This is a genomic window from bacterium (assembly GCA_028820935.1).
Taxonomy (GTDB): Bacteria; Actinomycetota; Acidimicrobiia; order Spongiisociales; family Spongiisociaceae; genus Spongiisocius.
Window position 1 is genome coordinate 112,498 of sequence record JAPPHZ010000030.1, and the last position, 12,223, is coordinate 124,720.

Annotated in this window: 13 protein-coding genes; 12 read left to right on the plus strand and 1 reads right to left on the minus strand. The window is 67.0% G+C overall.

The features are described 5' to 3' along the window. Positions 1-182: 182 nt before the first annotated feature. The 8 genes from OXM57_08235 to OXM57_08270 all read left to right on the plus strand — a co-directional run bounded on the left by OXM57_08235 (position 183) and on the right by OXM57_08270 (position 8,730). Complete coding sequence (locus OXM57_08235; protein ID MDE0352666.1) at positions 183-1,712, plus strand: VanW family protein; 1,530 nt, start codon at positions 183-185, stop codon at positions 1,710-1,712. A 43-nt stretch (positions 1,713-1,755) separates the two neighbouring features. Beyond that, a complete protein-coding gene (gene rimO, locus OXM57_08240) occupies positions 1,756-3,123 on the plus strand; it encodes a 30S ribosomal protein S12 methylthiotransferase RimO (protein ID MDE0352667.1) in 1,368 nt (455 codons plus the stop codon). Beyond that, on the plus strand, positions 3,120-4,367 hold the full coding sequence (locus OXM57_08245; protein ID MDE0352668.1) for a competence/damage-inducible protein A: 1,248 nt from the start codon (positions 3,120-3,122) through the stop codon (positions 4,365-4,367). The genes rimO and OXM57_08245 overlap by 4 nt, the downstream gene beginning before the upstream one ends. Continuing rightward, entirely contained in the window at positions 4,364-4,909 is a 546-nt protein-coding gene (gene thpR, locus OXM57_08250) for an RNA 2',3'-cyclic phosphodiesterase (GenBank protein MDE0352669.1), read from the plus strand. The genes OXM57_08245 and thpR overlap by 4 nt, the downstream gene beginning before the upstream one ends. Positions 4,910-5,206: 297 nt before the next feature. Next, positions 5,207-6,244: a recombinase RecA gene (recA, locus tag OXM57_08255; protein MDE0352670.1), complete on the plus strand. Its 1,038-nt coding sequence runs from the start codon at positions 5,207-5,209 to the stop codon at positions 6,242-6,244. A 508-nt stretch (positions 6,245-6,752) separates the two neighbouring features. Continuing rightward, positions 6,753-7,382: a hypothetical protein gene (locus tag OXM57_08260; protein ID MDE0352671.1), complete on the plus strand. Its 630-nt coding sequence runs from the start codon at positions 6,753-6,755 to the stop codon at positions 7,380-7,382. Positions 7,383-7,496: 114 nt separating this feature from the next. After that, positions 7,497-7,853 carry a single-stranded DNA-binding protein gene (locus OXM57_08265; GenBank protein ID MDE0352672.1) on the plus strand — a complete coding sequence of 119 codons (357 nt, stop codon included), beginning with the start codon at positions 7,497-7,499 and terminating at the stop codon, positions 7,851-7,853. A gap of 106 nt (positions 7,854-7,959) precedes the next feature. Further along, a complete protein-coding gene (locus OXM57_08270) occupies positions 7,960-8,730 on the plus strand; it encodes an SURF1 family protein (GenBank protein MDE0352673.1) in 771 nt (256 codons plus the stop codon). Here OXM57_08270 and OXM57_08275 read toward each other — a convergent pair. Continuing rightward, complete coding sequence (locus tag OXM57_08275) at positions 8,690-9,208, minus strand: hypothetical protein (GenBank protein ID MDE0352674.1); 519 nt, start codon at positions 9,206-9,208, stop codon at positions 8,690-8,692. The two genes, OXM57_08270 and OXM57_08275, sit on opposite strands and share 41 nt — an antisense overlap. A 75-nt stretch (positions 9,209-9,283) precedes the next feature. On the opposite strand from OXM57_08275, the gene OXM57_08280 reads away from it, so the two are divergent. From OXM57_08280 to OXM57_08295, 4 genes are all read left to right on the plus strand, one after another. Beyond that, on the plus strand, positions 9,284-9,487 hold the full coding sequence (locus OXM57_08280; protein ID MDE0352675.1) for a hypothetical protein: 204 nt from the start codon (positions 9,284-9,286) through the stop codon (positions 9,485-9,487). 25 nt (positions 9,488-9,512) lie between these two features. Further along, positions 9,513-9,836, plus strand: a complete 324-nt coding sequence (locus OXM57_08285; protein MDE0352676.1) for a histidine triad nucleotide-binding protein — start codon at positions 9,513-9,515, stop codon at positions 9,834-9,836. Then, positions 9,821-10,858, plus strand: coding sequence for a transporter substrate-binding domain-containing protein (locus tag OXM57_08290; GenBank protein MDE0352677.1), 1,038 nt, complete (start codon positions 9,821-9,823; stop codon positions 10,856-10,858). The genes OXM57_08285 and OXM57_08290 overlap by 16 nt, the downstream gene beginning before the upstream one ends. A gap of 291 nt (positions 10,859-11,149) precedes the next feature. Further along, on the plus strand, positions 11,150-12,220 hold the full coding sequence (locus OXM57_08295) for a spermidine/putrescine ABC transporter substrate-binding protein (GenBank protein MDE0352678.1): 1,071 nt from the start codon (positions 11,150-11,152) through the stop codon (positions 12,218-12,220). Positions 12,221-12,223 lie beyond the last annotated feature (3 nt).

Consider the following 12,223-nt stretch of genomic DNA (forward strand, 5'->3'; position numbering starts at 1 on the left):
AGCTTCGCAGGCGGCCTGCATAACCTGGCGGATTCGTGTCGCGCCTAGACCCGAACGGAGCAACCAATAGTCATAGTCCCAGGCCAGGGGCCCGAGGCTCCTAGTCTCCTCACCCGCTCAGACCCCCACCATGAAGAATTGGGGCTAGCTCCCGGCGCCGTGCCCGCGGGCGACCGGTAAGGATGAGGCGAACCCCGGTCTTGGTCGCCGGCCTGTTGCTGGCACTGACCTCCATGCTCGTGTATCCGGCGGCGGCCGGAACGACGGCGCCACCGAGCGTCGCCGCGGCGGACCGCCCGTTCGCGGATGTCCCGCCGGGTGGTCCCGACGCCGCCATGATCGATGCGCTCGACGCGCTCGGAATCCTGGGTGGAACCGAGTGCGGACCCCGGCGCTTCTGTCCCGACGAGCAGATCGAGCGATGGGTCATGGCCGTCTGGCTGGTGAGGGCGGTCGACCACATGGACGAACCCGGTCCTCTGGCAGGCCGTTTCACCGACGTTGACCGGGAGGCGTGGTGGTCGGGTTACCCGGAGCGGCTCGCCGAGTTGGGGATCACTCAAGGATGCGGTCTGATCCCGCCGCGCTTCTGCCCTTCCGGCCCGGTAACGAGGGGGGAGATGGCCACCTTCCTCACCAGGGCGTTCGGTCTGGGACCTGCCGAGGAGGTGGGCTTCATCGACCTGGCCGGGACGGTGCATTCCCCGAACATCGACTCGGCGGTGGCGGCCGGGCTGGTGACCGCCTGTTCCGAGGACGGGCTCCGCTTCTGTTCCGGCCAACCGGTCACCCGGGTCGAGATGGTCACCGTCCTGGCCAGGGCGTTCGACCTGGCGCCTCCCGCAATCTACGAGGAGGTGGCGGAGGAGCATGGGATCCTCCACCTGATATCCGGGTACACCATCCATCACGACTGTTGCGAGTCCCGGGTTGCCAACCTAGAACTCTTCTCCGACACCGTGACCGGGGTGGTGGTGGACGCTGGCGAACGGCTCAGCCTCAACAGGCTGGTAGGGCGGCGGACCGCCGCGAAGGGTTACGTGCCGGCGGATACCTGGGTGGGTGACCGGGTGTCCGACTCGGTCGGCGGGGGAATCAGCCAGTACGCGGCGACCATGTACAACGCCATTTTCTGGGGAGGCTTCATCGGTAGCTACTCCCGGGCTCACAGCGTGTACTTCCCGCGCTACCCGCCCGGTATCGAGGGAACCCTCTACTACCCCTACATCGACCTGGTGTTCCGGAACGACACCGGGAGCCCGGTCCTGGTGGTGAGCGACTACACGGACACCTCCCTGACGGTGAAACTGTACGGGGACAACGACGGCAGGGCGGTGATGGGGGAGTGGAAGGACGGTTGGCACACCCTGGACGTGGTGACGCAAGGCGGTCCGGACGCCCGCGTGGTTACCGGCCAGGTCTCCCGTCCCTACGGCTACGTCGACCCGCCCTCGACCAGATATATCTCCAACCCGGATCTGCGGATCGGTGAGTCGATCGTGATCGAGCCGGCTCGAAAAGGCTGGACTGTGCGCGTCGACCGGACCGTGACCGTCAATGGCCGGGATAGGGATCAGTCGTGGTGGGTCAGTTACAGACCGGTCCGCGCCATTATCGAGGCCCATCCCTGCGTGATCAGCAACACTTGTCCCCCCGTGGAGCAACCGGCCGAGGAGGAGGAGAACGGAGAGGCGGGCCCGCAACCGTTCTGAGCGGCCGCGGGGCAATCCAGCCACCCTCCTAGACTTCCCGCCCGTGAGGTCGAGTACCAGCCCCAGCATCCACATAACCACCCTTGGCTGCTCCAAGAACCAGGTCGATTCCGACAAGGTCTCCGCCATGCTCCACCAAGCCGGCTACCGCTCTGCCGGGTCTCCCGAGGAGGCGGATGTGGTGATGGTCAACACCTGCGCGTTCATCGAGGCTGCCAGAGCCGAGTCGGTCGAGACCATCCTCGATCTGGAGGACGCCCGGGCAGAAGGCGCCCGGCTGGTGGTGATGGGCTGCATGGCGCAACGCTTCGGAACCGAGCTGGAGGAGGCGCTGACCGGGGTCGATGCGGTGGTCGGCCTGGACCGCTACGGCGAGCTGGTGGGCATGCTCGACTCGATGACCGATTGGTCGCCGGTCCGGATAGGTCCACGGCGCTCACCGATGGACATCCTCGATCTGGCGCACCGGCCCACCCCGGTCTTCCCCTACGCGTACGTGAAGGTCGCCGAAGGATGCGACAAGACCTGCGCCTTCTGCGCCATACCGCTCATACGGGGCCCCCAACGCTCCCGGCGTCCCACCTCTATCAGGGACGAGATCGGTGGGCTGTGCCGGGCGGGTGTGTCGGAGATCGTCCTGGTCGCCCAGGATCTGGCCGCCTACGGGCGTGACATCGGGGTGGCGACCCGTGACACCATCGTCGACCTGCTCCGGTTCGTCTCCGATGTCGATGAGCTGGTCCGGATCCGCCTGCTCTACCTGTACCCCACCGAGATCCGACCTCCCCTGATCGAGGAGATGGTCACCAACCCCAGGCTGGCGCCCTACTTCGACCTCAGCCTCCAGCACGCGTCCCGCCGGCTCCTCCGGTCGATGCGCCGTCCCGGGAGCACCGCCAGCCACCTGCGTCTCATCACCCGGATCCGGGATGCGGATCCGGATGCTGCGCTGAGGTCCTCGTTCGTCGTCGGCTACCCGGGCGAGACCGATGAGGATGTGGACGAGCTGATCGACTTCCTGGGCGAGGCCGAACTCGACTGGGCCGGATTCTTCCCCTACTCGCCCGAGGCGGGCACGGCGGCCGTCGACCTGCCGGGACGGATCGATCCGGACGAGGTCACCGACCGGGTGCGGGAGCTGAGCCGGGTCCAGGAGGGGATCACGGCCCGGCGCAACGCCGAGCAGGTGGGGAGGCGGCATAAGGTGCTGGTGGACCAGGTGGAGGACGGAGTGCCCGTGGGGCGTTCCTACCGGGAGGCGCCTGATATCGACGGGATGATCTGCCTGGACTACGGAAGCCCCGGCGAGTGGCTGGAGGTCGAGATAACCGGCAGCTACGAGACCGACCTCACCGGTGAGGTCCGCTCCCGGGCCATCGAGGATCCGGTCGGGTCGGGGAGGGCGAAGTGATCGTCGAAGTGCTGGCGGTCGGGACCGAGCTCCTGCTGGGCCAGACGGTCAACACCAACGCCGCCTACCTGGGGGAGCGTTTCGCGGAACTGGGTCTGGACGCCCATTACCAGGTGGTGGTGGGCGACAACCACGACCGCATGGTGGATGCCATCCGGACCGCTTTCTCACGGGCCGACGCCCTGATCATCACCGGCGGCCTAGGGCCTACCCAGGACGACATCACCCGGGACGCCATCTCCGAGGCGACCGGGCGCCGGATGCTGTTCAGCGAGGAGCAGGCCGCCCGACTGAGGTCCTTCTGGGATCACCTGGGCCGGCCGTTTCCCGAGAGCAACCTCTGCCAGGCCGAGTATCCGGAGGGTGGAGAACAGCTCCCCAATCCCCGTGGGACCGCTCCCGGCCTGTTCCTGGAGCACGACGGGGTGCTGTTGTTCGCCCTTCCGGGAGTTCCCGCCGAGTTGTACATGATGCTCGACGACCATGTCCTGCCCCGGCTCCGCAAGGCCACCGGCGCCGGGGAGATCCTGGTGAGCCGGGTACTGCGCACCTGGGGTCTCGGAGAGTCGGCGGTGGCGGTGCTGCTCGATGACCTGTACCACGCCTCGTCCAACCCGTCGGTGGCTTTCCTCGCCTCGGCCGGTGAGGTGAAGGTACGCCTGTCGGCCAAGGCGGGGTCCGAGAAGGAGGCCGGGGAGCTCATCGGACCGCTCGAGCAGCAGGTGCGCCGGCGGCTGGGGGAGTCGGTCTTCGCTACCGACGAGGAGACGCTCGAAGAGATCCTCCTCGACGAGTTGCGGGTGAGAGGATGGACCATCGGCACGGCCGAGTCGGTCACCTCCGGGATGGTGGCCGCCCGGCTGAGCCTCCTTCCGGGGGCATCGGAGGTGTTCCGGGGAAGCGTCATCGCCTACGCCACCGATGTGAAGCGGGACATCCTGGGCGTGCCTCCGGAGATCATCGAAGCCCATGGGGTGATCGGGCCCGAGACCGCGGAGGCGATGGCGGAGGGAGCGTCCGCGGTCCTGGACGTCGACGTGGTGGTCGCCACCACCGGCGTGGCCGGTCCGGACTACCTGGGCCATCCACCGGGGACGGTTGCCGTGGCGGTGCGCACTCCTCTCGACACCCGATCGCAGCTCCTGCGGATGCCCGGAGACCGGGAGAGGGTCCGCGCCTATGCAACCACCACGGTTCTCCAGCTGGCCCGGCTCGGCATCCTGGGCGAGTGGTGGGAGGAGTGAGCGCCGGATCCCCGGTGCGCTGCTTCGTGGCGCTGTCCATCCCTTCGGAGATCCGCCTCGCCGTGCGGGATTGGCGTGACACTCTGAACCTGCCCGGCCGGCCGGTGCAGCCGGAGAAGTTCCACGTGACCTTGCGGTTCGTGGGGCGGGCCGACCAGGTCGGGAAGGAGCGGATCATGGCGGCGCTTGACGCCGCCGATCTCGGCCCGGCCTTCCCGTACCGGATCGGCGGGTTCGGGGTCTTTCCGAGGCCGCGCAAGGCGACGGTGGCGTGGGCCGGGCTGGAGCGCGACGAGGGCAGGCTGTCCGTGCTGGCCTCGGTGGTCGATGAGGCGGTGGCGTCGGCCGGTTTCGGTCACGAGGAACGTCCCTTTCGGGCTCATCTCACCCTGGCGAGGATCCGGCCCCCCGCAGACCTCCGTGCGGTTGTCGCCGCTCCTGCCGGGATTCCCGCCCGCGCCGGCGAGGTGGTGTTCTACCTGAGCCGCACCGAGGGTCCCCGCACCACCTACCACCCGTTGGAGAGGTTCTCGCTGGCCTGAGCCGGGGTGGTTGGCCGGAAATGCCGGCCTTCCGCTTGCTCACCGTGTAGGATACGAACATGTGTTCGTGTCATCCCGGAAGTGCGGTGGTCTGTCTGTGGAAGATCCACTAACCTTGGCTGTGGATAACACGACTGTAGTTCGGCAGGTGTAATTGGTGTATATCGGGTCGGAATTCCGGGTCCTGCCCGGCCGAAGCGGGAGGACCGGCGGTTTCTGTCACAGCCTCTCCTTACCTTTGGTCTTGGTACAGGCCCGGCACGAACCCGTCGGCTCGATGACACGAAGGAGTAACCGATGAAGAACAAGGAACGGACGCAGGCTCTGGACTCGGCCATGTCGCAGATCGAGCGGCAGTTCGGCAAGGGATCCATCATGCGACTCGGTTCGACCGCCCACCAGAAGATCGCCCATATCTCCACCGGGGCGCTGTCCCTCGACCTGGCCCTGGGGATCGGGGGAGTACCCAGGGGCCGTATCGTCGAGGTGTACGGTCCCGAATCGAGCGGGAAGACCACCCTCGCCCTGCATATCGTGGCCGAGGCCCAGCGCAACGGAGGGCTGGCCGCCTTCGTGGACGCCGAGCATGCCCTTGACCCCGTCTATGCGAAGGCGGTCGGCGTGGATATCGACGAGCTCCTGATCTCCCAGCCCGACACAGGCGAGCAGGCCCTGGAAATCGCCGATACGCTGATCCGCTCCGGCGCTCTCGATGTGTTGGTGATCGACTCGGTGGCCGCGCTGGTGCCCAGGGCCGAGATCGAGGGGGAGATGGGCGACACCCATGTGGGCCTCCAGGCCCGGCTGATGTCCCAGGCCCTGCGCAAGCTGACCGCCAACGTCAACCGATCGATGACCACCGCCGTCTTCATCAACCAGCTCCGCGAGAAGATCGGAGTGATGTTCGGCTCCCCGGAGGTCACGCCCGGTGGCCGGGCCCTGAAGTTCTATTCGAGCGTGCGCCTGGACATCCGTCGCATCGAAGCGATCAAGGACGGTAGGGAACAGATCGGCAACCGGACGCGGGTGAAGGTGGTCAAGAACAAGCTGGCGCCTCCTTTCCGCATGGCCGAGTTCGACATCATGTTCGGGCAGGGCATCTCCCGCGAGGGCAGCCTTCTCGACGTGGCGGTGACCGTCGGGATCGTCAGGAAGAGCGGCGCCTGGTACACGTTCGAGGGTGACCAGCTGGGACAAGGCCGCGAGAAGGCGAAGAGGTTCTTGCGTGAGAATCCCGACCTGGCGATGGTGCTCGAGGCGAAGGTCCTGGCAGCGGTCGGGATCACAGACCCCGAGGAAGCCGGGACGGAAGCTGTCGAAGTCGGGTCCGATTAGTGGTCTACGAAGTCCACGATCTTCGTTAGCCTTCCTGATCAGCACGGGCTCACTTCGGAACCCATGGTGAGCCCGTGCCGCGTAACTCCGAGTGCCCGGAAAGGGGCCAGTCGTGACCAACCGCCGTCGAGACCGATCAGGATCCGGGCCTCCTCGCCGTTCCTCACGTCCTAGCGGGCCCGGCCGGCAAGGGAGCAAGGGGAAACGCCGCGGTCCGGGACCAGGCGGGCGATCCGGGCGTCCGGGAAGCTCGTCCTCCCGGCGTAGGGGCGGGCCGGGTCCCAAGCGGGGATCAAAGCCGGTGCCGGGTCGAGGGTCCAAGTCCGGGCGGGCTTCTGCGCCCCGGTCGAAGGGTCCGAGATCCGCTCGCTCCGGATCAGGTTCCCGCTCCCGGAGCGAACGTAATCCGGCGGGGCGCCCCGGCCGGTCGGAGCGGGACACAGGCGGGCGGCGGCCGGATCGCAAGCCCCCCCACGCCGGAGTGGGCGTTCGTAACCTGCCGCGTTGGATGCGAGATGAGATCCACCGGGCCACCCGGAAGGATCGCCGGGATGCCGCTCTGCTGCTGCTATCGGAAGCGGTCGACTCCTACGGGAACGAGGCATTCCCGGCCGCACGCCGCAAGCTGATGGAGGCCAAGCAGCTCAGCCCGCGGTCATCCACGATCCGCGAGTTGCTCGGGCTCAGCTCCTACCGGTGCGAGGAGTGGGACGAGGCCCTGGCCGAGTTGCGCGCCTACCGGAGACTGACCGGGGACACCACCCACATGCCGGTCGAGATGGATTCTCTCCGCGCATTGGAGCGCGACCGCGATGTCGAAGTGACGTGGGGCCGCTTCGTGGAACTCGGCGGCAACCGTCCCACCGAGGCCGAGGCGAGGGTCGTCTACGCCTCGTACCTGCTCGACACGGGGAGGGCCGCCGAGGCGTGGACGATCACCGGACCGGATCGCCTTTCCAGAGATGCCCAACCGTACGAGAGGCGGTGCTGGTTCGTGGCTGCCCGGGCCGCCTTGGCGATGGGGGAGACGGACCCGGCCGCCCAGTTGACCGAGGCGATCCGCCGGGCGGATCCGGAGATGCCCGGACTAGAGGAGTTGATCCGGCAGGTGGAGGAAGCCAGGTCGGGACGGAGCTAGCCCGGATCACCTATCTGTACCGCTGATTTAGTTAGTCATACGTATTCCTGTCACACCCACCCCATACATTGCTCTACCTATCGCACTTCTCCCTGAGGCGAAGGAGCCAAACTCATGGTCAAGAGCAACAATCCAGCCAAGCCCGAGGACACGCAGCGGCACGACCGCAACGAGGTTGTCCTGAGAGGCGTGCTGACCACCGCACCGGAGCATCGGGTCTTCGGATCTGGGGCGTCACTGGCCCGCCTGCTGGTGACGATCCGCCTGTCCGCTCCGAGAACCAGGACCGACGTCATCCCGGTAACGGTCTGGGAACCCGATGCGGCGGTCATCGAGGCCGAGCGCGGCACTCCCGTCGACGTGGTCGGGCAGGTGCATCGACGCTTCTGGACCGACGCGGAGGGCCGGCACAGCCGGGTCGAGGTGGTAGCGACCGAGGTCGTGCTCGGCGAGATCAGGTCGACCGCCTGAGTCAGGCGCCTGCAACGCAGGCGGAGGGACCGCACACGCAACGGCCACCAGGGACAGCGGCGGTATCGATTGCGGGCTATGCACTCCGGAACGGGATAATGGAAATGTGCGGATTGCAGTTCGTCCCCGATGGATTGTCTTCTCGGTCCTGGTGGTCGTGGTGGCGGTCGCCTGCGTATTCCTGGGGTTCTGGCAGCTGAGCCGTCTGGAGGAGCGGCGGGCGTCCAACGCCGTCCTGATCGCCAGGTTGGCCCGCGAGCCGATCCCGCTCGAGGACCTGAGAGCCGGACTCCGGCCGGAGCAGGGGATAGAGGTCGACCCGGCCGACTACGAGCACACGAGAGTGACTGCCACGGGAAGGCTGACCGACCGGGGCCGGGTGCTGGTCCGTTCCCAGGTCGTCAGGGGGCAGGCCGGGGTGCACGGTGTCTATGCGATGGAGTTGGACGACGGGGCCGCCGTCCTGGTGAACGTCGGCTGGTTCCCCATCGGCTCCGAGATCGGCCCGATTGCGGATGCTTACGGCGAGTCGGGGCAGATCGAGTTGACCGGCCTGGTCCGGGCCGACCAGGAGAGACCCGCGCTGGGCCGGGCAGAGCCCCCCGGACTGCTCGACACCGTGGCCCGGATCGACATCGACCGGATACAGCAGCAGGTGGAGTCGACGCTGCTGCCGTTCTGGATACAGCTGGTCGAGCCGGACGATGCGGACCGCCTTCCCATCCCCGTCCCTCTACCCGAGGCCGGCGAAGGATCCCACCTGTCCTACGCCGTGCAGTGGTTCTCGTTCGGCGCCGTCGCCGTCATCGGCTACGTGGCCCTGATGCGTAGAGAGCTCAGGCCGGGCCGCCGGCGGAAGGCTCGGGCAGGGGATTAGCCAGGTCCTCGATGACGCTGACCGACGGCATCCGGACGAACACCTCCGGGTTGACGGAGATCTTGGTGGAGCGGTTTCCCCCGCCCACGATTATCTCGTCCAGCGACATGATCCGGGCGTCCACATAGACCGGAAGGTCATCCGGAAGCCCGAAGGGGGTCACCCCGCCGATCTCCATGCCGGTCAGGTCCATCGTCAACTCGGCCGGGGCGAAGGACAGCTTCCGGACCCCGAGGAGGCCACGGACGCGCCGGTTCACGTCGAGTCGGGTGGTGGCGGTTGCCAGGCAGACAGCGTTGTGCCCCAACGGACGCTTCGAAGCCACCACGATGGCGTTGGCCGATTGCTCCGGGGAGTAGCCGTACCGGGCGCAGAAGTCCGCCGTGTGGGTGAACGCCGGGTCGATGTCGATGACCGTGAAGTCGGCTCGGAGGGCCGCCAGGGTGTCCTGCACCCGATGAGCGATGTCGTTACTCATGATCCGGCTGCATGGTGGCAGGTGTGACGGCCCGAGCCAACCGTACCCCGTCCGAGACGTGCGATACTCAGACCCATGGCAATCGATCCGCTGCTGTTGGACATCCTGGTGTGCCCTCTCAGCAAGGCATCTCTCAAGGAGATAGACGGCGCTCTTGTCTCGACCGATCCGGAGACCAGGATGCGCTACCGGATCGAGGGCACCATTCCGGTCATGTTGGTGGAGGAGGGCGAACGGATGCCCGTGGACCAGTGGAAGGAAGCGATGGCGCGTGGCTGAGCAGCACAACGACACGGTATTCGGAATGATCCTGAGGGGAGAGATTCCTGCCGACATCGTCTACGAGGACGAGCTTGCCGTCGCCTTCCGAGACATAGCTCCCCAGGCGCCGGTCCATGTACTGGTCATCCCACGCCGGCACGTTCAAAGCCTCGCCCACGCCGCAGCGGACGATCAGGCTCTCGTCGGCCATCTCCTGAGCGTGTGCGCGGCCGTTGCGGAACAGGAGGGCGTGGCCGAGTCGGGCTACCGAGTGGTGACCAATATCGGCGAGGAAGGGGGACAGTCGGTCGATCATCTCCACTTCCACGTCCTGGGTGGCCGACGGCTGAGTTGGCCCCCCGGCTGACCCGGCGCCCGGCCGGTGGCCTCCTCATGGCGCTGGCGGTCCTCCTCACGCTGGCCGGGTCAGGCTGCTCGGCAGGGAGTGGGGATCGTGTTGTCGAGGTGGGCTTCTACGCCTTCTTCGAGCCGGTCAGCTCGTCGGCGGACGCCGATCCCGCCTCGCCCGACTTCAACGTTCACGTCGGCTACGAAGCCGACCTTCTGACCGCTGTCGAGGCGATCGAGGGTTATGGCCTCCGGTTCAACCGGACCGCCATCCCCCAATGGACCGACATCTGGCTGAGGGCGGCCGGCGCCGAGTTCGATCTTGCCGGCGGGGGCATCACCATCCTCGAGGCTCGCACCCGTGACAAGTCCGGCAAGGCGGTCGTGGCGTTCACCGACGGCCACATCGATTTCACCCAGTCACTCCTGGTTCGCGCCGAAGACGCCCGCCGTTTGCCCGATCACGAGGCGCTCCTACCCACGGATGTCGTGGGAGTCCTCCCCAATACGACCGGGGAGGCCAGGTTGCTCCAGCTTCTGGGGGTGGCCGACGAGGACGGAGGCCTGGCGGCCGGTACCCGCATCGAGACGCCATCCGGTTGGGTAACGGTCGAGACGGACCGTTACCTCGCCATCAGCGCCGCCCGTGCCTCACCGGAGTTGGCGGCCCGCAAGCGCCTCATCGCGGCCGATCCCGACCGGCCGCAGATTCTCTACCTGGGGGAAGAGCCCGGCGCGGAGGTCGGGGAGCCGGAGCTCCTGGCCGCATTGGCCGACGGCACGATCGACGCCATAGCCCGAGGTACCGTGGGCAACACGCTCGCGGCGGCCTCTTCGGATGATGCCTTCGTGGTGACCGCCCTCGACTCCCGCCCGGAACGAGGGGGATTCGTGGTCGACATAGGCGACACCCGGCTGTTGCAACAGATCAACGTGGCCATCGCCTGGCTGACCGACGGGGGTCGGATCGGACTGGCCGAGTGGCTGGCCGATCCTCTGGTCTTCCTCGAGCGGGCCGCCCGCTGGGATGATCGGTCCTGAGGACAGATCGTGAGCATTACCGAATGGGGGTTGAAACTGTCACACCCTCGCCATACATTGCCTATCGCCAAGCACCTGCGCCGGTCGAGAGCTCTCCCAATTGGCTCGACCGACCCGAGGGAACATTCAGCTTCTAGGAGCGAAGGGCCTTCATCCCGGCATCCAGCCGGGCATGGCCGACCACGCTCCAAAAAGGAAAGGTGGTGGTGGGGGAGGGCCCGGTGCGGAGCGCCGGTTTGGCGCGGCGATTTTCGCGTTCTCGGACCGGTCCGGCGCTGGCGCCAAGCGGTTGTGGCGTTGCTCATCCCGTCGCTGGTGGCTTGCGGGTTCGGATCCGACCAGACCGAGGAGGTGCCTTCCCCGGTCTGCGCGTCCGGGCAGATCGACGGTGAGGTGGTTCTGCTCAGCCGCGCCGGGCAGATGGCACCGCAGGTCATCGACCGGTTCGAGCGGCGCTACGCGGTGGACGTCAAGGAGCTGTTCTACGAGACCGACGACGAGATGCTCTCCCGCGTGACCGCAGGTGCCGACCCGTTCGATGTGGTGATTCTCAGCCAGGACCTGGCTGCGATTCTCTGGCGGGGAGGCCAGCTCCACGCTCTCGACCCGATTGCCTTGCCGGGTCGGGTGAACCTCGACACCCAGCTCATCCGACCGGATTCGGATACCGAGGGCTTCTACACGGTGCCGCTCGTCTGGGGCACGGTCGGGATCGGTTTGAATGTCAACGTGGTGCCCGACACCGCCGAAACCAACTGGGGGCTCATCTTCGATCTCTCCCAGGCTTGGATTTACGCGGGTCGGGTCTCACTCCTTGATGATCCCCGCCACGTCATGGCCGCCGCCATGTTCTACCTCGGATACTCGCCGAACTCGGCGAACCGGGACCAGGTGCGGGAAGCCGGCCGGGTGGTGGCGGAGGCGAAGGCCCACTTGAGGGGGTTCGATTCTGACGACTACGCAGCCAGGTTGGCCGATGGGGGGCTCGACCTTGCCCAAGGCCGGTCGGATGACTTCCTGGCGGCCCTTGCCCCCGACTCGGACGACTTCCTCTACGTCATACCCCAGGAAGGGGCCGCCATCTGGTTGGAGTCGATGGCCGTTCCCGTCACGTCCCAGCATCCGTGCAGCGCCCATTCCTTCATCGACTTCCTACTCGAGCCTCGGACGGGAGCGGTCGTGGCCGACCATATCGGGGAGGCCACCGCGAACACGGCGTCGCTCTCGTACCTGATGCCCGAGACCGCCGCCAACCGGACGCTCTATCCGACGCTCCAGGCCCGGGAGCGGCTGGTGCTCCTCGAATACACGGAGGAACTGGACCTCCTGTACGCGGAGGAGTTCGCGCTGGTGGTGGAGTAGGAG

Bases quoted from the DNA above. Each gene is read 5' to 3' on its own strand.
- OXM57_08235 (MDE0352666.1), top strand. From the start codon at position 183: ATGAGGCGAACCCCGGTCTTGGTCGCCGGCCTGTTGCTGGCACTGACC.
- OXM57_08275 (MDE0352674.1), bottom strand. From the start codon at position 9,208: ATGAGTAACGACATCGCTCATCGGGTGCAGGACACCCTGGCGGCCCTC.
- OXM57_08260 (MDE0352671.1), top strand. From the start codon at position 6,753: ATGCGAGATGAGATCCACCGGGCCACCCGGAAGGATCGCCGGGATGCC.
- OXM57_08280 (MDE0352675.1), top strand. From the start codon at position 9,284: ATGGCAATCGATCCGCTGCTGTTGGACATCCTGGTGTGCCCTCTCAGC.
- OXM57_08265 (MDE0352672.1), top strand. From the start codon at position 7,497: ATGGTCAAGAGCAACAATCCAGCCAAGCCCGAGGACACGCAGCGGCAC.
- OXM57_08285 (MDE0352676.1), top strand. From the start codon at position 9,513: ATGATCCTGAGGGGAGAGATTCCTGCCGACATCGTCTACGAGGACGAG.
- recA (MDE0352670.1), top strand. From the start codon at position 5,207: ATGAAGAACAAGGAACGGACGCAGGCTCTGGACTCGGCCATGTCGCAG.